At 67.2% G+C, this 23316-nt stretch carries 29 protein-coding genes; 18 read left to right on the top strand and 11 right to left on the bottom strand.

The genetic code is table 11. The features are described from left to right. Positions 1-69: 69 nt before the first annotated feature. Positions 70-357, top strand: coding sequence for a hypothetical protein (locus ACZYVJ_RS02515; protein WP_463829570.1), 288 nt, complete (start codon positions 70-72; stop codon positions 355-357). Here the strand turns inward: ACZYVJ_RS02515 and ACZYVJ_RS02510 are convergent. The 4 genes from ACZYVJ_RS02510 to ACZYVJ_RS02495 all read right to left on the bottom strand — a co-directional run bounded on the left by ACZYVJ_RS02510 (position 344) and on the right by ACZYVJ_RS02495 (position 5558). After that, entirely contained in the window at positions 344-1516 is a 1173-nt protein-coding gene (locus ACZYVJ_RS02510; RefSeq protein ID WP_463829569.1) for an LLM class flavin-dependent oxidoreductase, read from the bottom strand. The two genes, ACZYVJ_RS02515 and ACZYVJ_RS02510, sit on opposite strands and share 14 nt — an antisense overlap. 166 nt (positions 1517-1682) lie before the next feature. Continuing rightward, complete coding sequence (locus tag ACZYVJ_RS02505; RefSeq protein ID WP_463829568.1) at positions 1683-2075, bottom strand: hypothetical protein; 393 nt, start codon at positions 2073-2075, stop codon at positions 1683-1685. 236 nt (positions 2076-2311) lie between these two features. After that, positions 2312-4600 (bottom strand): isocitrate lyase ICL2, encoded by a 2289-nt coding sequence (gene aceA, locus ACZYVJ_RS02500; RefSeq protein WP_463829567.1) that lies wholly within the window; start codon positions 4598-4600, stop codon positions 2312-2314. Between the two features lie 244 nt (positions 4601-4844). Continuing rightward, positions 4845-5558 carry an MBL fold metallo-hydrolase gene (locus ACZYVJ_RS02495; protein WP_463829566.1) on the bottom strand — a complete coding sequence of 238 codons (714 nt, stop codon included), beginning with the start codon at positions 5556-5558 and terminating at the stop codon, positions 4845-4847. A gap of 105 nt (positions 5559-5663) precedes the next feature. Between ACZYVJ_RS02495 and ACZYVJ_RS02490 the strand changes: the two genes are divergently transcribed. The 5 genes from ACZYVJ_RS02490 to ACZYVJ_RS02470 all read left to right on the top strand — a co-directional run bounded on the left by ACZYVJ_RS02490 (position 5664) and on the right by ACZYVJ_RS02470 (position 8445). Next, entirely contained in the window at positions 5664-5990 is a 327-nt protein-coding gene (locus ACZYVJ_RS02490) for an ArsR/SmtB family transcription factor (RefSeq protein WP_463829565.1), read from the top strand. Continuing rightward, positions 5987-6403 carry an SRPBCC family protein gene (locus ACZYVJ_RS02485; protein WP_463829564.1) on the top strand — a complete coding sequence of 139 codons (417 nt, stop codon included), beginning with the start codon at positions 5987-5989 and terminating at the stop codon, positions 6401-6403. Before ACZYVJ_RS02490 ends, ACZYVJ_RS02485 begins: the two co-directional genes overlap by 4 nt. Before the next feature lie 50 nt (positions 6404-6453). Continuing rightward, complete coding sequence (locus tag ACZYVJ_RS02480) at positions 6454-6900, top strand: SRPBCC family protein (protein WP_463829563.1); 447 nt, start codon at positions 6454-6456, stop codon at positions 6898-6900. 64 nt (positions 6901-6964) lie between these two features. Next, positions 6965-7573, top strand: coding sequence for a YbhB/YbcL family Raf kinase inhibitor-like protein (locus ACZYVJ_RS02475; protein WP_463829562.1), 609 nt, complete (start codon positions 6965-6967; stop codon positions 7571-7573). 17 nt (positions 7574-7590) lie between these two features. Next, a complete protein-coding gene (locus tag ACZYVJ_RS02470) occupies positions 7591-8445 on the top strand; it encodes a lipase family protein (RefSeq protein WP_463829561.1) in 855 nt (284 codons plus the stop codon). Positions 8446-8448: 3 nt separating this feature from the next. Here ACZYVJ_RS02470 and ACZYVJ_RS02465 read toward each other — a convergent pair whose 3' ends face one another. After that, a complete protein-coding gene (locus ACZYVJ_RS02465) occupies positions 8449-10017 on the bottom strand; it encodes a phytoene desaturase family protein (protein ID WP_463829560.1) in 1569 nt (522 codons plus the stop codon). Between the two features lie 111 nt (positions 10018-10128). Between ACZYVJ_RS02465 and ACZYVJ_RS02460 the strand changes: the two genes are divergently transcribed. Beyond that, entirely contained in the window at positions 10129-10728 is a 600-nt protein-coding gene (locus ACZYVJ_RS02460) for a TetR/AcrR family transcriptional regulator (RefSeq protein ID WP_463829559.1), read from the top strand. 21 nt (positions 10729-10749) lie between these two features. Here the strand turns inward: ACZYVJ_RS02460 and ACZYVJ_RS02455 are convergent, their stop codons facing one another. Then, positions 10750-11619, bottom strand: coding sequence for a LysR family transcriptional regulator (locus ACZYVJ_RS02455; RefSeq protein WP_463829558.1), 870 nt, complete (start codon positions 11617-11619; stop codon positions 10750-10752). A 108-nt stretch (positions 11620-11727) separates the two neighbouring features. Between ACZYVJ_RS02455 and ACZYVJ_RS02450 the strand changes: the two genes are divergently transcribed. The 7 genes from ACZYVJ_RS02450 to ACZYVJ_RS02420 all read left to right on the top strand — a co-directional run bounded on the left by ACZYVJ_RS02450 (position 11728) and on the right by ACZYVJ_RS02420 (position 16570). Further along, positions 11728-12120 (top strand): tautomerase family protein, encoded by a 393-nt coding sequence (locus ACZYVJ_RS02450; protein WP_463829557.1) that lies wholly within the window; start codon positions 11728-11730, stop codon positions 12118-12120. Next, positions 12117-13100: an NAD(P)H-dependent flavin oxidoreductase gene (locus ACZYVJ_RS02445; protein WP_463829556.1), complete on the top strand. Its 984-nt coding sequence runs from the start codon at positions 12117-12119 to the stop codon at positions 13098-13100. Before ACZYVJ_RS02450 ends, ACZYVJ_RS02445 begins: the two co-directional genes overlap by 4 nt. Before the next feature lie 65 nt (positions 13101-13165). Further along, entirely contained in the window at positions 13166-13648 is a 483-nt protein-coding gene (locus tag ACZYVJ_RS02440) for a carboxymuconolactone decarboxylase family protein (RefSeq protein WP_463829555.1), read from the top strand. A gap of 17 nt (positions 13649-13665) precedes the next feature. After that, positions 13666-14307: a nitroreductase family protein gene (locus tag ACZYVJ_RS02435; protein WP_463829554.1), complete on the top strand. Its 642-nt coding sequence runs from the start codon at positions 13666-13668 to the stop codon at positions 14305-14307. Further along, positions 14307-14801 carry an SRPBCC family protein gene (locus ACZYVJ_RS02430; protein ID WP_463829553.1) on the top strand — a complete coding sequence of 165 codons (495 nt, stop codon included), beginning with the start codon at positions 14307-14309 and terminating at the stop codon, positions 14799-14801. The genes ACZYVJ_RS02435 and ACZYVJ_RS02430 overlap by 1 nt, the downstream gene beginning before the upstream one ends. 71 nt (positions 14802-14872) lie before the next feature. Next, positions 14873-15532: a hypothetical protein gene (locus ACZYVJ_RS02425; RefSeq protein ID WP_463829552.1), complete on the top strand. Its 660-nt coding sequence runs from the start codon at positions 14873-14875 to the stop codon at positions 15530-15532. Between the two features lie 72 nt (positions 15533-15604). After that, positions 15605-16570: an FAD-dependent oxidoreductase gene (locus ACZYVJ_RS02420; RefSeq protein ID WP_463829551.1), complete on the top strand. Its 966-nt coding sequence runs from the start codon at positions 15605-15607 to the stop codon at positions 16568-16570. Here ACZYVJ_RS02420 and ACZYVJ_RS02415 read toward each other — a convergent pair. The 3 genes from ACZYVJ_RS02415 to ACZYVJ_RS02405 all read right to left on the bottom strand — a co-directional run bounded on the left by ACZYVJ_RS02415 (position 16567) and on the right by ACZYVJ_RS02405 (position 18414). Further along, complete coding sequence (locus ACZYVJ_RS02415) at positions 16567-16962, bottom strand: phage holin family protein (RefSeq protein WP_463829550.1); 396 nt, start codon at positions 16960-16962, stop codon at positions 16567-16569. The genes ACZYVJ_RS02420 and ACZYVJ_RS02415 overlap by 4 nt on opposite strands. 66 nt (positions 16963-17028) lie before the next feature. Beyond that, positions 17029-17268, bottom strand: a complete 240-nt coding sequence (locus tag ACZYVJ_RS02410; protein WP_463829549.1) for a hypothetical protein — start codon at positions 17266-17268, stop codon at positions 17029-17031. Positions 17269-17346: 78 nt separating this feature from the next. Then, positions 17347-18414, bottom strand: coding sequence for an amidohydrolase family protein (locus tag ACZYVJ_RS02405; RefSeq protein ID WP_463829548.1), 1068 nt, complete (start codon positions 18412-18414; stop codon positions 17347-17349). Here ACZYVJ_RS02405 and ACZYVJ_RS02400 point away from each other — a divergent pair. Further along, positions 18413-19765: an MFS transporter gene (locus tag ACZYVJ_RS02400; protein ID WP_463829547.1), complete on the top strand. Its 1353-nt coding sequence runs from the start codon at positions 18413-18415 to the stop codon at positions 19763-19765. The genes ACZYVJ_RS02405 and ACZYVJ_RS02400 overlap by 2 nt on opposite strands. Before the next feature lie 2 nt (positions 19766-19767). Here ACZYVJ_RS02400 and ACZYVJ_RS02395 read toward each other — a convergent pair whose 3' ends face one another. Then, positions 19768-21054, bottom strand: a complete 1287-nt coding sequence (locus ACZYVJ_RS02395) for a competence/damage-inducible protein A (protein WP_463829546.1) — start codon at positions 21052-21054, stop codon at positions 19768-19770. Positions 21055-21109: 55 nt separating this feature from the next. Between ACZYVJ_RS02395 and ACZYVJ_RS02390 the strand changes: the two genes are divergently transcribed. Beyond that, positions 21110-21604, top strand: a complete 495-nt coding sequence (locus ACZYVJ_RS02390) for a macro domain-containing protein (RefSeq protein WP_463829545.1) — start codon at positions 21110-21112, stop codon at positions 21602-21604. Here the strand turns inward: ACZYVJ_RS02390 and ACZYVJ_RS02385 are convergent. Next, the gene (locus ACZYVJ_RS02385) at positions 21601-21906 is read right to left on the bottom strand and encodes an MTH1187 family thiamine-binding protein (protein ID WP_463829544.1); all 306 of its coding nucleotides are present in this window, start codon (positions 21904-21906) and stop codon (positions 21601-21603) included. The two genes, ACZYVJ_RS02390 and ACZYVJ_RS02385, sit on opposite strands and share 4 nt — an antisense overlap. A 51-nt stretch (positions 21907-21957) precedes the next feature. On the opposite strand from ACZYVJ_RS02385, the gene dtd reads away from it, so the two are divergent. Together dtd and ACZYVJ_RS02375 are read left to right on the top strand one after the other, a co-directional pair. Further along, the gene (dtd, locus tag ACZYVJ_RS02380) at positions 21958-22389 is read left to right on the top strand and encodes a D-aminoacyl-tRNA deacylase (protein WP_463829543.1); all 432 of its coding nucleotides are present in this window, start codon (positions 21958-21960) and stop codon (positions 22387-22389) included. A gap of 12 nt (positions 22390-22401) precedes the next feature. Next, a complete protein-coding gene (locus tag ACZYVJ_RS02375; RefSeq protein WP_463829542.1) occupies positions 22402-23313 on the top strand; it encodes a class I SAM-dependent methyltransferase in 912 nt (303 codons plus the stop codon). The last annotated feature ends 3 nt before the right edge of the window (positions 23314-23316 follow it).

Genomic DNA, 23316 nt, shown 5'->3' with positions numbered 1-23316 from the left:
CGACTTGTAACACACCCGAACGCGTCAGCGCTGTCTCGATGAGCCGGCACTCCAGCGTTACCGTCGCGGATGACCCCACAAAACCCCGACCCGATCGCCGACACGTGGACCAATCGCGACTTGCCCGTCCTCGAGGCCATCGTGCAGATTTACGACGAGACCGGCAGGCCGACGATCCGGCCCGGCCAAATCGCGGCCAGGGCCGGACTTGATGAAGCGACGACCACGCGGGGACGAGCGGGAGGAATGGATCGAAACCCTCGCCACAGCCGTTCGGTGGGGTTTCGCTGTCCGCTCGGTTGCCTGGGCACGGATATTCGCGGGGATCTCAGAAAAGACCAGCTCAATCGGCTTTAGTAGGTCGTTTCTCGCTTTCATACTTCTTGGTCATGTGCGCCACGGCGTCCAACTGCGACTGCGCGAGGTTCTCCCGGGCCTGGCCGGCGCGCGCTGCGGCATCCAGCGTCGGCTGCGCCTGTCCCTGGAAGTGCGGCATCACCTCGGCGGCGAACAATTCTGCGGACCGTCGGGTGGCGGCCGGGTTGGCCCACTCGTGGCCCATCTGCAGCATGCAGCCGAAACCGCCGGACTGATCCCACAGCCGCTGCACCTGTTCGCGCGCCCGCTCGGGCGTGCCGATGACGCCCGCCCCGTTCTCGTTGATGACGTCGATCATTTCGTCGAGCTGCTCGCCCGGCATCGTCATCTGCGGGAACGCGGCCACCTTCTGGAAGTACCGGAACCACGGCTCGATGCCGAACTTGACCTCTTCGCGGGCCTGCTTCTCGGTCTCGGCGAGGTGGAACAAACCGACCAGGCTCCAATTCTTGCGGTCGACCTGCGTGCCGAAGGCCGCGGCGCGCTCCTCGACGATGCCCCAGTGGTAGGACAGCGCATTGAAACCCTCGACTGTCAGGGTCGCCCCGATGGACAGCAGGCCGATGCCGTGCTTGCCGACCAGCCGGGCCCCCGTCGGTGACGCGACCGCGGCGACCGACAGCGGGATCCCGCCGTCGGAGAACGGGGCAAGCTGCAGCTTGGCATCGAAGAGCTGGTGGGTGGCCGTTTTGGCGCTGACCGTCTCCCCCGCCAGCAACCGCACGACGATGTCGAGGTTGGTTTCGAGCAGCTCTCGGGTGTCGGTGGGGGTGAGTCCGATCATGGACGAGTCGCTGGGCAGCGAGCCGGGCCCGACGCCGCCGATGATGCGGCCGTGCGTCAGGTGATCCAGCAGCATCAACCGGTCGGCGACCCAGAGCGGGTTGTGATACGACAGCGAAATGACTCCGGTGCCGAATCGGATGCGCTTCGCCCGTTCGGCGGCCGCCGCGATGAAAATCTCTGGGGAGCTGATGATTTCGCTGCCGGCCGAGTGGTGTTCGCCCAACCACACCTCGTCGAAGCCGAGGGCGTCGAGGTGCTCGACGAACGCCAGATCCCGCTGCAAGGCCAGCGTCGGGTTGGTGCCCGCGCGGTGGAACGGGGCGATGAAGTATCCGAACCGCAGCTTTGACATTGACGTCCCCTTGCATCCGAGTTGGCAGAACCATAACTCGGATCGCGGGCTTGCCCTAGGCCCGCGAGCAGGGTTCAGCCGATGGGGCCAGGTGATCCCGGCCCCACCGGCTAGGGAAACAAGTTTTTGGGGTGCGTTTCAGCGCCGGCTCAGCTCGGCGCAGCGATCAGTAGCCGCCGCAGACGTTGCCGACGCAACCGCCGCCGCCGCCCGGTCCGCCGCCGCCACCGCCGACGCCGGGAATGCTGCCGCCGCCCCCGCCGGGTCCGCCGCCACCGGTCGGTCCGCCGGGTACACCGCCGCCACCACCGCCGGGTCCGCCGCCACCGGTCGGGCCGCCGGGTACACCCCCACCGCCACCGCCGGGTCCGCCGCCACCGGTCGGGCCGCCGGGCTCGCCGCCGGGTGCAGTAGTGGGCGCGACGCTGGACGACGGGGTGGTCGTCGGGGTGGTGGTGCTGCTCGGGCCGCCTTTATGACCGCCGCCGCAGGCGACCGATAGCACGAGCATCGCCGCACCGCCGAACAGTGCGATCGTCGTCCTCGGTCCAGATCTCATCAGATCCCCCAATCTCCACTTGCGTCACGTCGCCCCGCCCATTTTTTCTTACCCCCGGGCGTGGCCGCGCAAACAGATTTCAGCGCCGAGATTGCGCCAGGCGAAGATGGCCCATCACGCCGGTGTGATGGGCCATCGCGAACGGTGATCGGCGCGGACGCATGCCGGCCTGGATGGATAGCAGCGGTCGACGGCGGCCGCACCCCGCGATCGGGCGGCCGCCGTCGACCCGCTCGCTAATTTTCTTTGGTGATCAGCTTGCGCAGCGCGACCCGGTCGGGCTGCAGCAGCTCGGTGATGCGGGGCCGGTTCACCTCGGCGACGATGATCTCGCCGACCTCCTGGTAGACCTCGCTGAAGATGCCGTGCGACTTCATCTTCTCGGTCTGATACTGGTTGTCCTCGGTCGGCGTCACGTAGATCACCGCGTCGGCCTTGAAGCGGTGCACCAGCCAGAGGTGGATCAGCGTCATCAGCCGCTTCTGTCTGAGCTTCTCGGCGAAGGTGTTCTGGTCGCGCACCTGAAGGATGCTGCGGCCGTGCCGGTCCTTGATCGGGTCGACCACGACGTTGGCCAGTTGCTCGTCGTCGTTGCCGTAGATGCCCAGCTCGAGCACGTCCGAGCCGGCCCGCCGGGGCCGTAATTGCACACGGAGTTTTTCGCCGAGGTTGTAGTTCTCGCTCCACATCGCCAGCCACTCCTCGAGCAGCTTCTTCGGCACCTCGGTCTGCACCAGGTGCTGGTGCTGGGTCGAGCCCTCACCCATCGCCTTGGTGGTCGCGGTGCGACCCGAGGAGGCGGTCAACGCCGCGTCGCTGCGCGGCCCGCCGACCAGGGTTTGCGGTGTGCGGTAAGGCGATTCGACCAGGCGCATCTTGCGCTGCAACCGGGCCAGCGCCAGCATGCCGTCCTGTTGCAGCGAGGTGGCGAACTCCTCGGCCGCGACGCCGTCGATCTGGTGCCCGCCGTAGGTGATGAAGTTGAAGACGAAGCCCATCTTGCCCAGTTCCTCGGGGAACTGTTTCATCTGCTCGTCGGTCATGCCGGTGGTGTCCCAGTTGAACGACGGCGACAGGTTGTAGGCCAGCATCTGGTCGGGGAACTCGGCGTGGATGGCGTCGGCGAACTGCTTCGCGTCGGCCAGGTCGGCGGTCTTGGTCTCCATCCAGAGGATGTCGGCGAACGGCGCGGCCGCCAGCGACTTGGCGATCGCGTACGGGATGCCGCCCCGGATCTGGTAGTAGCCCTCGGGGGTCTTGGACAGCTCGCAGTCCCAACCCGGGTCGACGCCCAACTCCTTCGCCTTGGTCTTGGCGGAGTACAGGGACGCACGCGCTGCGAACGCGCGCCACTCGTCGACGCTCATGTCGGCCGGCTCGCCCTCGCTGGCATCGAATTCGAGCACCTCGGCTACGGCCTCGCCGTAGGTCATCAGCCCGGCGTCGTCCTCCCAGGCCGCCACGAACCGCGACTCGACCTGGTCGAACAGGTCGTCGATCGACTTCTTACCGTTCTCGCGCCAGGCGTTCACGGCATCGGAGATCACGCCCTGGATGCCCTGCCGCTCCAGCCAGGCGCCCGCCTCGGCGTACTCCCCCTCGGGCAGCGCGTAGAGAAGGTGACCGTTGAGGTCTTTGACACCCAGCTCGTAGAAGCGGCGCACCATCGCCAGGAAGCACGACTTGTACGACGGGATGTTGAGATTGGTGGCGCCGAGCAGGAACGGCTGGTCGCGCTCGTCGGCCCGGCTGTCGAGCAGGTTGGCCGCCTCGGCATCGGTGCGCGCGACGATGATGCCCGGCACCTTCATGATGTCGAGCTGGAAGCGCGCGGCGTTGAGTCGTTTGATCTGCTCGTCCGACGGGACCAGCACCTTGCCGCCCTGGTGGCCGCACTTCTTGGTGCCGGGGCGCTGATCCTCGATGTGGTACCCGGGCACGCCGACCTCGACGAACCGGCGGATCAGGTTGCGCACGTGCGGGTCACCACCGTGGCCGGTGTCCGCGTCGGCGATGATGAACGGCCGGTAATCGTATTCTGTGGCGGTGGCTCGCTGCTGCTCGCTCATGTTCAGGCGCTGGTACTGCTGGTTGCGGTCGGCGGTCAGCAGCGCGCGCACCAGCACCGCGGCATCGTCTGGCACCTGACTCAGCGGGTAGCTGGCGAGGTCGGGTCCCGGATCCTCGGTGGTGGAGCCCTTGGCGGACGTCGCCCAGCCACCCAGATAGATCCCCTCGATGCCCATGCGTTTCATCGCGACGGCTTGGCCCGGCGAGTACGGGCCGAACGTGGTGATGCTCTTCTTATCGGCGAACAGCTCGCGCAGCCGCTCGTAGAAGGCGGCCGCCGCGTTGCGGGCGACGGTGTAGTCGGTGGGGATGGTGCCGCGCTGCTCCGCTACTTGGCGGGCCGTGAAGAGTCGCGTGATGCGAGAAAAGCGCGGGTCGTCGAAGTATTGCTGCGTAGCAGCGACCTCGTCGTCAAACGATGGCCGGACTTGCGTGTCCCTATCAATGATCGCCATGTCTACGCTCCTCTTCGCACACGATTCCACTGAACGTGAGTCTATCCCCGGGAACGGCAGTTCAATCAGGGGTCAACGACTCGAGCCAAAACTGTTGCCGCGCCCTGTACTTGCGAGAGCTTTTCGGCGGCGGGCCGGTGATCGGCGCCGGCCGTTCGCCACCCGGAACGCTCGCTGACTGGGGTGGCGTGCTCGCGTGCGGCGTCAACCCCTTGGGGGACAATACTTTTCGGCATGGTAGCGATCACAGCGCGGCCGCACGACGGGCCAGCCAGTCGCGCTGGCGCCGGACGAACCCCGCGTCGACGACGTCGCCGTGGCCGGGGACGTAGATCGCGTCGGGCCCGCCGACCGCCAGCAGCCGGTCCAGGGTCGCGGGCCAGGCCGCGACATCGGAGTCGGCGTCGATCGCGGGGTCGGCGGACTCCTCCACCAAGTCACCGGTGAACACCACAACCCGCTCACCCCGGTGCGTGCCTGGCGCGACAACCACCAAGTCCGACGCGGTATGGCCGCGGCCGAGGTGGGCGATCGCCACCGTCCGGTCCCCCAGGTCGACGACGGCGTCGTAACCGCCGGCAGGCGTGGGCCGCAACGCGGCGATCGCCGCGTCCACCTCGGCGGGGTCGGCGCCATGCCGAAGGGCGTCCTCGCGGAGCCGGTGGGTAGCCGAGGAAAGGTGTTCGGCCACCTCCGGCGCGCAGTGCACTCGCGCCCCGGTGAACAACGATGAACCCAGTACATGGTCGAAGTGCTTGTGCGTCAAGACAATATGGTTCACCGGGCTCCCGGCGAGCAGCCGGACGTCGGCGTCGATCGCGGCGGCCTCGGTGAGCGTGGTTCCGGTGTCGACGAGCAACGCCCCGGCACTGCCCCACACCAGCCCGATGGTCACGTCGCAGAACGGGAGCCGGCAGCGATGCGCACCGGCGCTCAGTCGTTCCCAGGCGAGATGCACAGCCTCCGAAGGTAGCCGCGCCGGCTTCCGCCCGCTGCCCCCTTCTCGCGGTTTCCCTCGCTCCGTTATGTCGGAAATAGTTGACATGTCGGGAATGTCCGACATATGTTGCTCACTATGGCCAGTGTCGATCGCGTCTTCGTTGCCTTGGCCAACCCGGTGCGGCGCGAACTGCTGGAGATCCTCTTCGACCAACCGCTGTCGGCGGGGGAACTCAGTGAGCGGTTCGAGCTCAGCCGGCCCGCGGTTGCCGAGCACCTCAAGGTGCTGCGCGACGCGGGGCTGGTGGCCGACCAGGCGCACGGGCGTCATCGCATCTACCGCCTGACCGCGGAGCCGTTGGCGGAGCTCGGCGAATGGCTGCATCCCTTCGAGAAGGTCTGGCGTGCCCGCCTGGCCAAGCTCGCCGAGGTAGCAGAGGAGCTCAAATGACCGAAACGTCACGGTTCGCGACGATCCGGGTGGATCAATTCGTGGCAGCACCACCGGCCACCGTGTGGCGATTGCTGACCGAACCCGCGCTGCTGAAGCGGTGGTGGGCCGAGGGACCGGTGGCGGCGGTGGTGGGACACCAGTTCACTCTCGACATGCCGGGCTATGGCAAGCAGCCGTGCACGGTGCTCGAGGCCGACCCGCCGCGCCGGTTCGTCTACACGTTCACCGCCGCCTGGACACTGACCTGGCGACTGGAAGCCGAGGGGGACGGTACGCGAGTGTTTTTGGAACACAGCGGCTTTGACCTCGACGACAGCCGCATGGCGCAGGCGTTCGAGCGGATGGGGCCGGGCTGGCGCGACGTCATCCTCCCCCGGCTCGCTCGCATTGGTGCCCAACCACGTCCCTGATGCGAGGCTCGGGTGGTTTCGAGCCGCACCGCGCTGGCTATTTCCCCGAGATGGCTATCACCGATTCCCGCGAAGTCGTCATCGAGGCGACACCCGACGAGATCATGGATGTGCTGTTCGACATCGAGTCGTTGACCGAGTGGTCGTCGGCACACAAGAAGGTCGAAGTGCTCGCGCGCGACGACCAGAACCATCCGACCAGATCCCGGCAGGTCGTCAAACTCGTCGGCGTCAGCGACGAACAGGAGCTGGCGTACACCGTTCACGACGACGGCGTGGGCTGGACCCTGATCAGCGCCAAACAGCAACGCGCTCAGGAGGGTCGGTACACGCTCACCCCGGAGGGCGACTCCACCCGGGTGCACTTTGAGCTGACGGTGGACCTGGTTGCGCCGGTGCCCGGGTTCCTGGTCAAGAAGGGGGCCAAGAGCCTGATGGACACGGCCACCGAGGGACTGCGCAAGCGGGTGCTCGAAGTGGAGAAGCGCGGCAAGTAACGTCGCCGCGCCCGGGAAAATCGGGTCCTTCCCCACCGCGGGCGCGCGAGTCAGACTGTTATTCATGGAATCGACGTCGGCAGGCACGCTGAACCGAATCGCGGCGATCATCGGTGCGCTGGCGATCGCGCCCGGGTTGGCCGGCTGCGGCGGCCAAGGTAATAGCCACCAGACCACACCGTCGACGCCGAAGATCACCACCCTCGGCCGCACGGCGCCGAACGCGCCCGCGGACGGGCCGTTGACCATCAGCAGCCCGGCTTTCACCGACGGCGCGCCCATTCCGGTGCAGTACACCTGCAAAGGCGCCAACATCGCGCCGCCGCTGGCCTGGTCGGCCCCGCTGGGGGCGGCCCTGGTGGTCGACGACCCCGACGCCATCAACGGCCTGTACATCCACTGGGTAGTCGTCGGGATTGCCCCCGGCTCGGGCAGCACCGCCGACGGTCAGACCCCGGCCGGAGCGACCGCCCTGCCGAACACGGCGGGCCAACCCGCGTACAAGGGTCCCTGTCCCCCGGCCGGAACCGGCATGCATCATTACCGGTTCACCCTGTATCAGCTGCCCAATGACTATCAACTGCCTGGCGGCCTGGCAGGCGTTCAGGCGGCGCAGACGATTGCCGGCGCCGCGACCGCGCAGGCGCAGCTCACCGGAATATTCGGCGGCTGAACCCGAGCGGGCCCGCCATGCCAACACAACCGACGTTAAACGTCGCGCAGGCAATACAATTCGCCCAGCTCGTCGACGCGACGTATGAGACGCCACCCGGCGATTTGACGAATAAGGCGGGTCAGGCGTTGAGCGCCGGCGGCTTCAGCTACACCGTCATCACCACGATCTACGCCAACGATCTGGCGACCAGCATGGAGCCGAGCCGGGCCGACGACGAAGTGTCCATCGGGCTGATCTGCCAGGAAGACAAGACGGGCGACGTCGCGATCGCGATCCGCGGCACCGAAGGATGGCTGGAATGGATTCACGACGTCGACTTTCTCCAGGTGCCGTGTCCGTTTCTGGCCGGTGCCGGCCACACGGAAGACGGCTTCACCGCCATGTACGAGTCCCTGCGGACGGGCGCCACGCTCGGTTCGCCGACGGTGGTGGACGCGCTGGCAACACTTGCGTTTCCGCAAGCCGTCGGCTCCGTGACGATCTGCGGGTACAGCCTGGGAGGCGCACTGGCGACACTGCTCGCCCTGGACGTGGCGGCGAACACGGCGTTCACCAACCCCGCCGTTTACACCTACGGCAGTCCACGCACCGGCGATTCGCTGTTTGCGCGCACCTTCGACCAGGTCGTCAAGAACTCCTGGCGAGTCGCGAACCGGGTGGACATCGTTCCCGCATTGCCCCCGCCCCTTGACTACGAGCATGTGCTCAATCCGGTCGAACTCATCCCGGTCCGGTGGGTGCCGCTTCCACCCGAGGTCCTGGTCAAATACACGGTGTCATGCGAACATTCGCTCGCAACCTACCTGTATCTGCTGTCGCTGCAATCCGGTGGCCCAGTCCTTGCGCTGGAATCCGCCTGCAAACCGTGAAAGTCAGGCGATGTCGTCGAGCACCTGATAGGCGGCGTTGTAACCGGGGGTGAAGGTGATGCCCGGTCCGCCATGGCATCCGGCGCCGGCGAGATACAGGCCGTCGATTCCGATGGGCATGTCGAGGAAGCCCTTCGGGCCGGGCCGGTTGGGACCCATCAGATCCGGGTGTAGCAGCCCGTGGCAGAAGTCGCCCGAGGGAGCACCGAACATGGTGCTCATGTGGTAGGGCGCGAACGTGATGTGGCGTATCACGATGTCCTTGAAGTTCGGTGCCAGGCGGGTGATCTTGTCGATAACCCGTTGCGCCATCTCATTTTTGAGATGTCCGTGCTGGTCGCGGCTGGCCTCGACCGGGAACGCGTAGGCGAACGCGCTCGCCGCGTGCTTGCCGGGCGGCGCCATGCCGGGGTCATGCACCGATGGGATCTGCATTCCCATCGACGGGTTGTCCGGAACGACCCCTCGCCGGCAGTTTTCCCAGTGCAGCTGCTGGGATTCCGGTGACCCGAAGATTCCGACCGACTGTTGCATGCCATCGGCGTTGAGAAACTCATATGGCGGGGCGAATTCGGGCAGGCCGTCCAGAGCGAAGTGGATCTGCACAAACGAGGCCCGGTGGTCGCGGCCGGAGACTCGTGAGACCAGCTGCTCCGGAACATGTTCGGGCGCAATTAATTCGGTGAGGGTGATATCCGGCGACAGGTTGGACACCACGATCGGCGCCGATATCGTCGATCCGTCGCGCAGTCGCACACCGGTCACGTTGCCGTGGTCGACGAGGATCTCCTCGGCCTTGGCGCGGAACCGGATCTCCCCGCCGTGGGCGATGAAGAGCTCGCGCAGGTGTTCGGTGAGTGCGCCGATGCCGCCCTTCAGCTTGGTCATCATCGCGGTGCTGTTGTCGGGCACCGCCAGGGCAAAGGCCAAACAGGTTGCGCTGCCCGGAGTGTACGGGCCGCGGTAGGTCGAGTTGACGGCCAGGAACGCCAGCATCCCGCGCATGACCGCGTGCTTGTCTTTGTCGGGCAGGTAGCGGTCGATCACGTCCATGGCCGAGCCGAACAGCATCTCGTGAATCGCCCGGCGTTCGGCGTCGTCGGCCGTGCAGGCATACATCTCGTCCAGGGTCTTGGGCGGCCGGCGGACGTCGAAACGGCCCAGCGCCTTCGCCGGCCCCCGGCTCCAGCCGATCAATTCGGCCATGCCGGTAACCGCCTCGAGCCCGTGCTTCTCGCTCAGATGCGTCATCAGCCGCATCGGGTCGCGGTAGAAGATCATCGGCTCTTCGCCGTGGTCGCCGATGTTGATCGACATCACGTCGGGCTCTACCGCCGGCAGCGTGTCCAGCCCGAGGTCTTTTGTGAGCTGGCTGGCCATGGGGAACTGCACCGAACCGGCGATCTCGTACCGGAAACCGTCGATCAATTCGACGGTCGCGGCCATGCCGCCCGCGTAGGTGTTGGCCTCCAGGCACAGGGTGCGCAGGCCCTCGCGTTGCAGGATCGCGGCGGTGGTCAGCCCGTTGTGCCCGGCGCCCACCACGATTGCGTCGTACTCGGTGTTGGTCATGGTGTGGCCCTCCGCCTCCGTCGGGTGATTGCGTGCCAGAATATGTCAGTACTGACATAATTGGAAGATGTCAGTCGTGGCCCGCTCGCCTGGGATACGATCGGCGCTGAGATGACCTCCCCGGGCAACCGTCATGAACAACGACGACGATCGACGCATGAGGCGCTTCGCCGAGCGGCGTTGAAGAGCTTCGCCCACAAGGGGTTTGCGAACGTCACCGTCACCGAGCTGGCCAGCGAGGCCGGTGTCACCGAGCGCACCTTCTTCCGGCACTTCCCGACCAAGGAAGCCGTGCTCTTCCAGGACTACGAGACCCAGTTGGAGTGGCTGGCCGAAGCGCTTGCCCAGCGCCCGGCCTCTGAATCACTGTTCGACGCGGTGCTGGCCAGCGTCGCCGCCTTCCCGCACGACCTCGAAGTGGTGCGCCAGGCCGCGACCGCCCGTGCCGAGCTGATCAGCGCGGAGCGGATCGCCGGTCACCTGCGGGTCGTGCAGTCCTCGTTTGCCCGGGTGCTCACCGACTTCGTCAGGAGGCGGAATCCGGATCTGCCGAACATCGACCTGGCCGCCGAGGTCGCGGGTTCCGTGATCGCCGCGGCTCTCGTTGCGGCAGTGGAGGATTGGGGCCGCAGAGGTTGCTCCGGCGACCTCGGCGCAGACGTGACCGCGAGCCTGGATCTGGTGCGTTGCGGCCTGGCGCCGCTCGCCTGACGTGCCCTCGGGGCTGATCCGTCACGGGTCGGTCGCGGCGTTCACGGCCGCCTCGATGAAGCGGCGCAGTACGGGGCCGTTGGCCCGCTTCAAAAACGCGACCGCGACGGGAATGTCGGGGGCGCCCCGCAGCGCGACGAACCGCACGCCCGGGTGGATGTTGCGTCTGACTGCGACGTCGGGAATCACCCCGATGCCCCGATCGGCGGCGACGGATTCGATCCACTCGTCGAAATTCGTTGTCTCGACCACGGTTTCGGGTCCCGCCCCGGCGGGCCACGACCAGGGTCCGGTGGTGCCGCTGGCGGTGTTCACCACCAGTGGCCACCGCGGCACCTCGGCCCAGTCCAACTGCGCCCGCTCCGCGAGGGGCGAATGAACCGAACACACCGCCACGCGTGGCTCGTCGAACAGGTGCACGATCCGAACGGCGGTCGACGTGACATGCCCGCGCACCACGGCGGCGTCGACCCTCCCCTGCTGGACCGCGCCGAGCGCGTCGTCGGTGCGGATCAGGTGGACCGTGGCCCGAGTGGCCCGCTCGAATCGCGCGACGGTGTCCTGTGCCCACGGGTCGGGCAGCAGCCAGCTGAACCCGAGGCGGATGCCCGCCTGTTGCCGGACGGCGTCCACGCCGCGCCCCAACTCGGCGAGGACCCGTTCGACGTGATCGAGGAAGACCCGCCCGGACTGGGTGGTCGCCACGTGTCGCGAACTCCGGTCCAACAGCGTCGCTTCGAGCGCGTCCTCGAGCTGCTGGATGGTTCTGCTCAGCGCGGGCTGGGTGATGCTGAGTTCCTGCGCGGCCTGGGTGAACGACGCCAGACGTGCCACCGCTTCGAATGCCCTGAGGTGGCGCAACTCGACTCGACCGGCCCGCACCACGTCCATGCCTGATGAGCATAGATGCCCTACAGAAGGCATTTCACGCGGGATTCTCGCGGACCTACCGTCGGTTGCAATGGCTGCGCGATCCGCGCATTGTCGCAGGAGGAAAAAATGCCGCTGTTGTATCTCGACCTCATCGAGGGCCGTTCGTCGTCGGAGGTTCGCGCGCTGCTGGACGCGATCCACGACACCGTGGTCGAAGCGTTCGGCGTTCCGGAGCGGGACCGCTACCAGGTGGTGCGCACCCATCCGGCCCTCGAGATCGTCACGCTGGATACCGGTCTGGGCATCGACCGTTCGTCTCGCCAGGTGGTCCTCCACGTGGTGAGCCGGCGGCGTCCCCGCGAGCTCAAGCAGAAGTTCTATGAGCTGCTGGCGTCCCGTCTCGCCGACCGCTGCGGTCTCGACCCCGCCGACCTGATCGTGTCGGTCACCGAAAACGGCGACGAGGACTGGTCTTTCGGCCACGGCAGGGCGCAGTTCCTCACCGGTGAGCTCAAGTGAGCGCCGGCACGGGTTTGACCACGCGGCTCACCGAGTTGTTCGGAATCGAGCGGCCGATCGTGCTCGCGCCGATGGCGCTGGCTTCCGGGGGCCGGCTCGCGGCGGCGGTGACGCGGGCGGGCGGCCTGGGCCTCGTCGGTGGGGGCTATCCCGACGCCGAATGGCTGCGTTCGCAGATGGACCGTGCCGAAGGCGCCCGGGTCGGATACGGATTCATTAGCTGGAGCCTGGCCCGAAACCCGGGGGTGCTCGACATAGCGCTGGAGCAGCGGCCGGCGGCCGTGATGCTGTCGTTCGGCGAGCTGCAGCCTTTCGCCGACCGCATTCACGCTGCCGGCGTTCCGCTGCTCGCGCAGGTGCAGAACCTCGATCAGGCACGCCAGGCCTTGGACGCCGGGGCGGAAGTCGTCGTGGCTCAGGGCGGCGAGGCCGGCGGCCACGGCATGAGCGTTCGGTCCACCTTCACCCTGGTACCCGAGGTCGTCGACTTCGTGGCGGATCGCTCGCCCGACACATTGGTGGTGGCCGCGGGCGGCGTGAGCGATGGCCGCGGTCTGGCGGCCGCGCTGGCGCTCGGTGCCGATGGCGCGGTGGTGGGAACCCGGTTCTGGGCGACGCCCGAAGCGCTGGTCTCACCGCGGGCCCAGCAGCGCGCCGTGGCGGCAGGCGGGGACGACACCGTGCGCACCCGCGTCTATGACGTTGTGCGCCGCCTCGATTGGCCCGCCGGATACAACGCGCGGGCCCTGAGCAACCCCTTCCTCGACACCTGGCACGGCAACGAGGCGGGGCTGGCGGCGCAGCTGCCCGAAGCGATCAGCGCCTACGAAAAGGCCGTCGCGGCAGAGGATTTCGACACCGCCGCCATACTCACCGGCGAAGCGGTGGGGCGCATCCGGGAGGTTCGTCCCGCCGTCGAAATCGTCGCCGACATGGTCGGCGAAGCCAAGCGCATCCTCAACCGGGACGGCGCGCCCTAGACAGCCGAGCGAGGAGTCTGGTTTGCTCAGCTCGGTAGTTCACTTTCGCGGGCAGGAGTTCGCTGATGGCCCGTCTCAACGTGCCGGATGGCCCCGGCGGCGAAGCCGCCATGATCTGGACGCTGCGGCCGCAACTCGGCGGCATGGTCGAACACATGATCCGCGGCGCCTATCAGCAGAGCATCCTTCCGGCCGACGAGCGGGAACTCGCCAGGATGCGCATCGCGCAGATCAACGACTGCGTGGCCTGCTCGGATTTTCGCGCCCAGTCGGTGCAGGCCGCCGGGGTGGCGCCCGAGCTGTACGACAATGTCGCCGCGTACGCCGCCTACCCGGGATACACGCCGCGCCAACGTCTTTGCATCGAGTACGCCGAGCGCTTCGCCACCGACCACGCGTCTCTGGATGACGCCTTCTTTCAACGACTTCGGGAGTCGTTCTCCGACGAGGAGATCCTGGATCTCACGCTGTGCGTCGCGGTATTCCTCGGCCTGGGGCGCTCGCTGAGCGTGCTGGGCGTCGACCAGTCCTGTGCCATCGACCTCTGACCACTCCGAAGGAACCAATGGACACCGCCACCGTCGACGAACTGCTGAGCACCACGAGGTCGGTTCGCAAACGCCTCGACCTGACCCGGCCGGTAAGTCGCGAGGTGATCCTGGAGTGCATCCAGCTGGCGATGCAGGCGCCGACGGCGAGCAACACGCAGGACTGGCGCTGGCTGGTGATCACCGATGCGGACAAGCGAGCCGCGATCGCCGAGATCTACCGCAGCATCGGCGCGCAGTACCTGGCGTACGCCGCCGACAACGCGACGGATCCTCAGACGCAGCGGGTGTACCAGAGCGCGATGAGCCTGACCGAGACGCTGGCCGACGTGCCGGTGCACGTCATTCCGTGTATCGAACAGCGCATCGACGGCGCCGAACTGGGCATCGCCGCGGCGGCCTGGGCATCGATCATCCCGGCCGGCTGGAGCTTTCTGCTGGCGCTGCGCTCGCGTGGGCTGGGATCGGTGTGGACGACGATGCATCTGTTCAAGGAGCGGGAGGTCGCCGAGCTGCTCGGCATTCCGCCCACCGTCACGCAGGCCGCGCTGTTCCCCGTCGCCTACACGATCGGCACCGACTTCCGGCCGGCCAAGCGGCCCCCCGCGGAGTCCATCACGTTCTGGAACAGTTGGATACCGGCTGATGGAGAAGGCTGATGCAGTCCTACACCGTGCGCTTCCACATCGACGCTCCGCCGCGGAAAGTCTGGCGGGTGCTGCATCCGCCGGCGCCACCGAACGCCCCGCGCCCGCGGGTGCTCACCTGGCCCACCGGCAGCATGGAAATCCTCAACGAGGGCAACGAAGCCGGTGAGGGCCTGGTCCGCACCTGCATCTTTGAAGTGCCCAAGTACTTGCTGACCGGCGGCAGGGCGCGATCGTGGGAAACGGTGACCGAGGCAGAACTCAACAAGCTGTCACGCTACGTGGCCGTCGGCGCCCCGCTGTGGTCGCGCGCCGAGGGCTATCACCGGCTCGAAGAGCAGCCCGACGGCAGCACCGTGCTGACGTTCCACGAGACCTATCACGCCTACAACCCGGTGCTGCGCTTCTTTCTCGAACGCCCGGTGCACGCGAAGATTTCCCGCGACAACCTCGAGACCTACGAGCACGCGCTCGGTTACGCGGGCCGTGTGCGGCGGCTCGCCTAGGCGGTCTTTGCCGCTGGGCCGATTTCACAACGATATGAATTAGGTTCTCGACCCCGGTACCCTCGATCTCTATGGGTGGAGTACCTACTGCGGCAAGGGTGGTTGCTGCGAGCCTGATGGTAGCGGGCTGGGCCGCGTCCACCGTGGTCGCCAGCGCCGATCCGGACGATACACACGAACCGGCGCCCGGCCCGGCACCCGGGGCAGCGGCATCACCTGCACCGGCCGCGTCACCGGCGCCGGGGGCCTCGCCCGCACCAGCCGGGCCGAAGACGTCCATCGACAAGGACGGCATCTACGCGGTGGGAACTGACATCGTGCCGGGCATCTACAGCTCGGGGGGCCCCGTCGACAACGGCACCTGCTACTGGAAGCGGACCGGCAACCCGGACGGCGCCCTCATCGACAACGCCATGTCGAAGAAGCCCCAGGTGGTGCAGATCGATCCGGGCGATAAGGCGTTCAAGACTTCGGGCTGCCAGCCCTGGCAGCTGACACCGGACGCCGTTCCGCCCTCCACCGCGCCGCCCGCGGGTGTGCAGGGCACGCTCGGCATCCTCAACAGCCTGCTGGGCGGTCAACAGCAGGCACGGCCGGCCTCGCCGGCTCCGCAGGCGCCGGCAGCTTCACCCGCTCCGCAGGCGCCGGCCGCTTCACCCGCCCCGCAGGCGCCGGCCGCCTCACCGGCCGCGCCGGCGACCTCCGCGGCCCCGCAGTCCGCGCATTCCTGACCCGCCTCGAAGAGCGCTCGGCGCGGACCCCGGCGCCAACCGCGACAGGCCTGTTTTCGCTACCGTGGCGCCGTGGCACATTCGCAGCAGATTGTCGTCGTCGGTGCGGGCGTCAGCGGATTGACGTCGGCCATCTGTCTGGCCGAGGCGGGCTGGTCGGTCCGGGTATGGGCGGCCGCGACGCTGAAGCAGACGACGTCGGCGGTGGCCGGCGCGATCTGGCTTCCCCCACGGCCCGCCGAGCGCGCGCCCGAGACGCTGGGCTGGGTCGAGCACTCGCTGCGGGTATTCACCGATCTTGCCCAGAATTCCGATTCCGGGGTTCAGCTGGCTCCCGCGCTGGCCGCTGGTGAGCTGAGCGCGAGCCAGGCGATGTCGTCGTCGGCGGCGGCGCTGATCCCCGACCTGCGCCCGGCCGATCCGGCCGACGTCCCCGAGGGCTTCGGCGCCGGATTTCGCGCGACCGTACCGGTGATCGACATGCCGCACTATCTCGACTACCTGACCCGGCGGCTGACGTCGGCCGGTTGCGAAATCGAGGAGCATGCCGTGCAATCCCTGGCGGAGGCCGCCGACGCGGCCGCGATCGTCGTCAACTGCGCGGGCCTGGCCGCGGGCTCGCTGACCGGTGACGACACGGTGCGGCCGTTGTTCGGCCAGCACGTGGTGCTCACCAATCCCGGTCTGCGGCAACCGTTTGTGCAAATCAACGAGGGTCCGGAATGGACCTGCTACTTCCCCCACCCGCAGCGGGTGGTCTGCGGCGGCATCAGCATCCCCGACCGCTGGGACACCGCGGCGGATCCCGACGTGACCGAACGCATCCTGCGGCGCTGCCGCCGCGTCGAGCCACGGCTCAACGACGCGGAGGTGATCGAGGTGATCGCCGGGCTGCGTCCCGACCGTCCGTCGGTGCGGCTGCAAGCCGAGCCGCTCGGGCGGGCCCGGTGCATCCACAACTACGGGCACGGCGGCAACGGCGTCACCTTGTCCTGGGGCTGTGCACGCGACGTGTTGAGCCTGGCAAACGATGGCTAGCGTCCGGCGCCGGTGCGCCGAATCACCAAGGACAGCAACCAACTAACGATCGACAGCACGATCGCGGCCCAGATCGCGGTCCACCAAAAGTGATCGATCTGCAGCCCCCAATGCGTGGTGTGCTCGGTGATCCGCGCGGTGAGCCACAGCATCAGCGCATTGACGACGACATGGAACAGGCCGAGCGTCAGGATGTACAGCGGGATCGACAAGATCTGAACTATCGGCTTGATGAACGCGTTGACCAGACCGAAGATCACGGCGACGACGAAGATGATGCCGACCCGCTCCAGCTTCGTGTCGCCACCCACGAACGTGATCCCATGGACGAATTTCGTGACCAGCCATAGCGCGAAACCGGTCAGTGCGGCGCGAAGCAGGAAAGGGCCCATGCTCACGATCCTCTCACCAGGCGTGCGCGAAGGGCGGCCTGTTGAGTTGACCGCTGATATTCCTCGCTAAGCGTCGCCGCGCTGCGCCGCCAGGTGCTTCACCATCTGGCACAGGTTCACAACGGCCGCGCTCAACTTGTAAATGCTGGCGTCCCGATCCGCCACACACGACTGCCAATCGGGGAACTCCTGCGGGGCTTTCTGGTTGTCCGCGTTGAGGTGCATTTTCTGCTCGATCTGGTCGCAGAGATCCGTGAGGGTCAACTGTCCCGGCGCGCTGCTATCGGAGAACCATTTGTCAGTCATCTGAGATCGTTGCCTTCCAAGAAATCCCGGCTTTCTGCTCAGGCTATCCGGCCGACTGCCACGAGGATGCGCGTCCGCTCAATTCAAGTTGTAGAAGCGCTGCGCGTTGAGCCCGCCGATCTTTTCGCGGGCCTCTTCGCTGATATCCGGGCGGGTCCGCAGGTGCTTCGTGCTCTCCGGCCACTCACCGTCCCAGTGCGGATAGTCACTGGCGAACATGATGAAATCGTCGCCCAGCACGTCGATCACGCCGGGCAGGATCGGTTCCTCCGGCTCGCACGTCACCCAGATGTTGCCCGCGGCCAGATAGTCATGCGGATCGCGACGCCAGCCGCCTTGGACCCAATCGCCGCGCTTTTCATAATGCTCGTGCAGCCGATCCATGAAGAAGGGCACCCAGCCCGCGCCCGCCTCCAGGAAGGCGACCCGCAACTCCGGGTGGCGCTCGAAGACGCCGCCGGACACCATCGCGGTCATGGCCGTCATCTGGTCGAACGGAAAGCTGATGCAGTGCACCTGGATGTAGTTCGTGAAGCGGTCCACGCCTATCTTGGGCAGATGGATGCCCGGGGCGCCGTGCACGCCCAGCGGCATGCCGAGTTCGACGGCGGCGGCGTAGAACGGGTCGAGGTCGGGATGGTCGAGGTTGCGGCTCTTGAGCGCCGGCGGCACCAAAGTCGCAATCAGCCCAAGCTCTTTGGCCTCGGTCATGACGTCGATGGCCACCCGGCCGTGTTCGATAGGTGTCACCGCGACGCCGCGCAGCCGCCCACCCGATGAGGCGCAGTAGTCCGCGATCCACTCGTTGTACAGGCGGGAGAATCCGGCGGCGAATTCGGGATCCTCGAGACTCGGCGCGCACAGTCCCATACTCGGATACAGCACCATCGTGTCGATGTGATCGAGGTCCGCATCGCCCAGCACGCCCTCGGGTGAGCGGCAATTGATGTCGGGAGCCTTGCTGATCCCGTGCTCGGGTGGGCAACCCGCACCCGGGCCCGTGTCCTCCGGGTAATTGCGGCCTTCCAGCGTCAGCCCCGGGCGCCCGTCCGTGCTGAGCTTGACATGCTGCGGCCATCGTTTGATCGCTTCGATTGCCAGCGAGGAATTCTCGGCCACATGCCCGTCGGCGTCGATGATCCGCATGTATCCGCAACTTACTCCCGGAGTCCCCACGGTGGAACAGGTCGCGCTATCGGCCCGCGTACTGCACGATGCTGACGTGACCACACACAGTCCCCGACAGAAGTTGACCGCCGATCAGCGGAACTCCTTCATCGCGGCGCTACTGGGCTGGACGATGGACGCCTTCGACTACTTCATCGTGGTGCTCGTCTACGCCGACATCGCCAAGACGTTCCACCACAGCAAGGCCGAGGTCGCGTTCGTCACCACGGCCACTCTGATCATGCGGCCCGTCGGCGCGCTGCTCTTCGGGCTGTGGGCCGACCGCGTCGGCAGGCGGCTGCCGCTGATGGTCGACGTCATGTTTTATTCCGTGGTGGGCTTCCTGTGCGCGTTCGCTCCGAACTTCACCGTGCTGGTCATCCTGCGCCTGTTTTACGGCATCGGCATGGGCGGCGAGTGGGGGCTGGGCGCCGCGCTCGCCATGGAGAAGGTTCCCGTCCAGCGACGCGGGTTCTTCTCGGGGCTGCTGCAGGAGGGGTACGCGCTCGGCTACCTGCTGGCGAGCGTCGCCGCGCTGGTGGTGATCGACTGGCTCGGGCTGTCGTGGCGATGGCTGTTCGGCTTGAGCATCGTCCCCGCCCTGATCAGCCTGGTCATCCGCTACCGGGTGGAGGAGTCCGAGGTGTGGGAGGCCGCGCAGGAGCAGATGAAGCTCACCAGCACCCGAATCCGCGACGTGCTGCGCGACGGCGCGATCATCCGGCGGTTCATCTACCTGGCGTTGCTGATGACGGCGTTCAACTGGATGAGCCACGGCACGCAGGATGTCTACCCGACCTTCCTGGGGGCGCACGCCAACCAGGGCGCCGCTCTGTCGAGCACGACGGTCAGGTGGATCGTGGTGGTCTACAACGTCGGCGCCATCATCGGAGGGCTCGTCTTCGGCACCCTGTCGCAGCGATTCAGCCGCCGCTACACCGTCGTCTTCTGCGCGATCTTGGCACTGCCGATCGTGCCGTTGTTCGCGTACTCACGCGGCGCGGCAATGCTGTGCCTGGGTTCGTTTTTGATGCAGTTGTTCGTGCAGGGCGCCTGGGGCGTGATTCCCGCCCACCTCACCGAGATGTCCCCGGATGCCATCCGCGGCCTCTACCCCGGCGTGACCTACCAGCTCGGAAACCTGCTGGCGGCGTTCAACTTGCCGATCCAGGAACGCCTCGCCGAATCGCACGGCTACCCGTTTGCGCTCGCGGCGACGATCGTGCCGGTGCTGATCGCGGTCACGGTGCTCACGCTGATCGGCAAGGACGCCACCGGAATCCGGTTCGGCACTACCGAAAGCGCTTTTATAGCAAGCGAAGTGACGTGACGCTACTCGCTATCGTCCAGTAGCCGCCGCAGCAGGTGCATGGCCACCGTGGTCGAGCGCTCCCGGATATCCGAGCGGTTGCCGGGAAGCCGCAGCGTGCGGGTGTCGTTGCGGCCGTTGGCCGATACGCTGAAACAGACTGTGCCGACCGGCTTTTCTTCGGTTCCCCCGCCCGGGCCGGCGATTCCGGTGATCGCGACCGCGGTGTCGGCCCCGAAGCGCTGTAGCGCGCCCGCGGCCATCGCCTGGGCCACCGGCTCGGACACCGCGCCATGCGCTTCGATCAGTGCAGGGTCGACGCCGAGCAGTTCCGTCTTCGCCTCGTTCGAGTAGGACACCACACCGCCCGCGACATAATCCGACGAGCCGGGCCGGTCGGTCAGGCGCGCGGCCAGCAGTCCCGCGGTGCAGGACTCCGCGGTAGCGATCCGGTGCCCGGCCAGGAGTTGTGCGACCAGATCGTCGACGCGCGAGCCGTCCTCGGAGTAGAGCTGATGTCCGTGCCTCTCCCGCAGCAGCTTGACCAGCTGGGCGTACGCGTCGGCGGCGTCCGGCTCGTAGCGGGTGACCATTTCGATCTCCCCGCGCCGCAGGCACGTGGTGATCTCGAGCTGCTCGAAGCCGGGGACGGCCTGTTCGGCGTCGCGCAGCGTTCCGGCCAGCCCCGACTCGGGGAGCCCGAACATGCGCAGCATCTCCTGCCGGTAGACGGTTCGGCCGGCGATCGCGTCCTGCGCAGCTGGTGTCTCGATGGCGGTGTGCCACATGGGCTGCAGCTCGCGCGGCGGACCCGGTAGCACGATCACCGTCGGCTTGCCGGGCACGACGACGCCGGGCGCGGTGCCGACCGGGTCGAGCACCTGGGCCCCCGCTGGCACCATGGCCTGCTTGCGATTGGCGGCGCGCAGCGACTCGAAAGTGCCGGGATCCAAGGCGGATTGGAACGCGGGGTTGCGCGCCATCAGCTTCTTGAGGATGTCGGCGATCTTCTCTTCGACCTCGGCGTCCAGCACCAGCTCGCGGTTGCAGAACCGGGCCACCACCTCGACCGTCATATCGTCGGCCGTCGGCCCCAGGCCGCCGCTGGTGACGATCAGGTCCACGCCCTGATCGGCGAGGAACCGAAGCTGCGCTTCGATGTCGGCCGGCCGGTCGCCGCAGATCGTGATGTGCGCCAGCTCGACGCCCAGCTCCAGGAGGCGATCGGCGATCCAGGGGCCGTTCGCGTCTTGGACGCGTCCGGTGAGGACCTCGGTCCCGGTGACAACGATTCCCGCGCGTGCGCTCACGGCCCTGAGCCTACGCATGGGGTGCGAGGACGTTCATTGCGAGGACAATGAGCCCATGATCGAGTTAGAGGTGATTCAGGCCGACGTAACCAAGCTCGAACTCGACGCGATCACCAACGCGGCCAATACGCAGCTGCGCCACGGTGGCGGTGTCGCGGCGGCCATTTCGCGCGCGGGCGGGCCCGACGTGCAGCGGGAATCGACCGAGAAGGCGCCGATCGGCCTCGGCGAAGCGGTCGAGACGACGGCCGGTGACATGCCGTCGCGGTACGTCATCCACGCCGCGACGATGGAGCTCGGCGGCCCGACCTCGGCCGAGATCATCACCGCCGCCACGGCCTCGACTCTGCGCAGGGCCGACGAGCTCGGCTGCGGCTCGCTCGGGCTGGTGGCCTTCGGCACCGGCGTCGGCGGCTTTCCACTCGACGAGGCGGCACGGCTGATGGTCGACGCGGTGCGGCGGCACCAGCCGAGTTCGCTACGCAGGGTGGTGTTCGCCGTGCACGGCGAGGCGGCCGAACGGGCCTTTCAATCCGCGGTGCGCGGCTAGCTCTCGGAGAGGTACCGCTCGACGGTGGCGACCTTCTGCGTCATCGCGTCGCTGGTGCCGGCGCGCCAATCGGCTTTGATCACCGTGCTGACCCTGGGCGCGCGGGCGGCCACGGCCTCGACCGCGCGCTGCACCACGGCCATCACTTCTGCCCACGTTTCGCCTTCGATGACGGTGAACATCGAATCGGTCTTGTTGGGCAACCCGGATTCACGGACCACGCGAACCGCTTCGGCGACAATCTCGCCGACACCCTCGCCGACTCCCATCGGGGTGACGGAGAACGCGACGAGCACAGACACCCCACGAGCGTACCCAACCTGGGTGAGGCCAATCTGGCACCATCGAGGCCCATGCGGGTGTTGGTGCAACGAGTCTCGTCGGCAACGGTCTCGGTGGATGGCACGGTGGTGGGGACCATCCGCCCGGATGGCCAGGGCCTGCTGGCATTCGTCGGCGTCACCCATAGCGACGATCGCGATAAGGCGCGAAGGCTCGCTGAGAAGCTCTGGCAGCTAAGGATTCTCGCCGACGAGCGCTCCGCGGCCGATGTCGGCGCGCCTATCTTGGTCGTCAGTCAGTTCACGCTGTACGCCGACACCGCCAAGGGCCGCCGCCCGTCATGGAATGCTGCCGCGCCAGGAGCGGTCGCCGAGCCGCTGGTGGCGGAGTTCGCCGAGGCGTTGCGGCAGCTCGGTGCCGAGGTGCAGACCGGCGTGTTCGGCGCGGACATGCAGGTCGAACTCGTGAATGACGGTCCGGTGACGGTGTTGCTGGAGCTCTAGTACGTTGGCAACATGAGCACGCCACCTGAGTTCGGGTCGCTCCGTTCTGACGATGACAACTGGGACATCGTCAGCAGCGTCGGGTATACGGCGCTGCTGGTGGCGGGATGGCGTGCGCTGCATGCCGTGAGCCCGCGGCCCTTGGTGCGCGACGAATACGCCAAAGTGTTCATCGCCGCGTCGCAGGACCCGTATTTGGCGGGCGTGCTTGCCAATCCGGGTAGCTCCGATGATGAGATGGCCTTCCCGCGCCTATATGGCGTGCAGACCCGGTTTTTCGACGACTTTTTCGAGGCCGCCGGCGCGGCGGGCATCCGGCAGGCGGTGATCGTCGCCGCCGGGCTGGATTCGCGGGCGTATCGGCTCGAATGGCCGGAAGGGACAAGGGTCTTCGAAGTCGACCTGCCCAAGGTCCTCGAATTCAAGTCCCGGGTTCTCGGCGATCAGGGCGCCGCCCCGAGGGCCGACCGGATCGAGGTCGCCGCCGATCTGCGCACCGACTGGTCGCGGCCGCTGGAAGCGGCCGGGTTTGACGGGGAGAGTCCGAGCGCCTGGTCGGTGGAGGGGCTACTGCCCTACCTGACCGACGAGGCGCAACACGCGCTGTTCAGCCGGATCAGCGGGCTGAGCGCGCCGGGCAGCCGTATCGCCATCGGTGCGCTGGGGTCGCGACTGGACCACGACCAGCTCAACGCTCTGGAGACCAACCACCCGGGCGTCAATGTGTCTGGCAATGTGGACTTTTCGGCCCTCACCTACGAACCCCAGTCGGACCCGGCGGAGTGGCTCACGGCCCACGGATGGAATGTCGAGCCCGTCCGCAACACGCTCGAACTGCAAGCCGGGTACGGCATGACCCCGCCGGACGTCGACGTGAAGATCGACAGTTTCATGCGGTCGCAATACATCACGGCGACCAGGTGAAGA

This window comes from Mycobacterium sp. IDUB_3 (assembly GCF_055419585.1).
Note: the sequence above shows the minus strand (reverse complement) of the source record. Positions and strands in the feature narration are given on the sequence as shown.

Bases quoted from the DNA above. Each gene is read 5' to 3' on its own strand.
- ACZYVJ_RS02515 (WP_463829570.1), top strand. From the start codon at position 70: ATGACCCCACAAAACCCCGACCCGATCGCCGACACGTGGACCAATCGC.
- ACZYVJ_RS02510 (WP_463829569.1), bottom strand. From the start codon at position 1,516: ATGTCAAAGCTGCGGTTCGGATACTTCATCGCCCCGTTCCACCGCGCG.
- ACZYVJ_RS02505 (WP_463829568.1), bottom strand. From the start codon at position 2,075: ATGAGATCTGGACCGAGGACGACGATCGCACTGTTCGGCGGTGCGGCG.
- aceA (WP_463829567.1), bottom strand. From the start codon at position 4,600: ATGGCGATCATTGATAGGGACACGCAAGTCCGGCCATCGTTTGACGAC.
- ACZYVJ_RS02490 (WP_463829565.1), top strand. From the start codon at position 5,664: ATGTTGCTCACTATGGCCAGTGTCGATCGCGTCTTCGTTGCCTTGGCC.
- ACZYVJ_RS02485 (WP_463829564.1), top strand. From the start codon at position 5,987: ATGACCGAAACGTCACGGTTCGCGACGATCCGGGTGGATCAATTCGTG.
- ACZYVJ_RS02480 (WP_463829563.1), top strand. From the start codon at position 6,454: ATGGCTATCACCGATTCCCGCGAAGTCGTCATCGAGGCGACACCCGAC.
- ACZYVJ_RS02475 (WP_463829562.1), top strand. From the start codon at position 6,965: ATGGAATCGACGTCGGCAGGCACGCTGAACCGAATCGCGGCGATCATC.
- ACZYVJ_RS02470 (WP_463829561.1), top strand. From the start codon at position 7,591: ATGCCAACACAACCGACGTTAAACGTCGCGCAGGCAATACAATTCGCC.
- ACZYVJ_RS02465 (WP_463829560.1), bottom strand. From the start codon at position 10,017: ATGACCAACACCGAGTACGACGCAATCGTGGTGGGCGCCGGGCACAAC.
- ACZYVJ_RS02460 (WP_463829559.1), top strand. From the start codon at position 10,129: ATGACCTCCCCGGGCAACCGTCATGAACAACGACGACGATCGACGCAT.
- ACZYVJ_RS02455 (WP_463829558.1), bottom strand. From the start codon at position 11,619: ATGGACGTGGTGCGGGCCGGTCGAGTCGAGTTGCGCCACCTCAGGGCA.
- ACZYVJ_RS02450 (WP_463829557.1), top strand. From the start codon at position 11,728: ATGCCGCTGTTGTATCTCGACCTCATCGAGGGCCGTTCGTCGTCGGAG.
- ACZYVJ_RS02440 (WP_463829555.1), top strand. From the start codon at position 13,166: ATGGCCCGTCTCAACGTGCCGGATGGCCCCGGCGGCGAAGCCGCCATG.
- ACZYVJ_RS02435 (WP_463829554.1), top strand. From the start codon at position 13,666: ATGGACACCGCCACCGTCGACGAACTGCTGAGCACCACGAGGTCGGTT.
- ACZYVJ_RS02430 (WP_463829553.1), top strand. From the start codon at position 14,307: ATGCAGTCCTACACCGTGCGCTTCCACATCGACGCTCCGCCGCGGAAA.
- ACZYVJ_RS02425 (WP_463829552.1), top strand. From the start codon at position 14,873: ATGGGTGGAGTACCTACTGCGGCAAGGGTGGTTGCTGCGAGCCTGATG.
- ACZYVJ_RS02415 (WP_463829550.1), bottom strand. From the start codon at position 16,962: ATGGGCCCTTTCCTGCTTCGCGCCGCACTGACCGGTTTCGCGCTATGG.
- ACZYVJ_RS02410 (WP_463829549.1), bottom strand. From the start codon at position 17,268: ATGACTGACAAATGGTTCTCCGATAGCAGCGCGCCGGGACAGTTGACC.
- ACZYVJ_RS02400 (WP_463829547.1), top strand. From the start codon at position 18,413: ATGTATCCGCAACTTACTCCCGGAGTCCCCACGGTGGAACAGGTCGCG.
- ACZYVJ_RS02405 (WP_463829548.1), bottom strand. From the start codon at position 18,414: ATGCGGATCATCGACGCCGACGGGCATGTGGCCGAGAATTCCTCGCTG.
- ACZYVJ_RS02390 (WP_463829545.1), top strand. From the start codon at position 21,110: ATGATCGAGTTAGAGGTGATTCAGGCCGACGTAACCAAGCTCGAACTC.
- dtd (WP_463829543.1), top strand. From the start codon at position 21,958: ATGCGGGTGTTGGTGCAACGAGTCTCGTCGGCAACGGTCTCGGTGGAT.
- ACZYVJ_RS02375 (WP_463829542.1), top strand. From the start codon at position 22,402: ATGAGCACGCCACCTGAGTTCGGGTCGCTCCGTTCTGACGATGACAAC.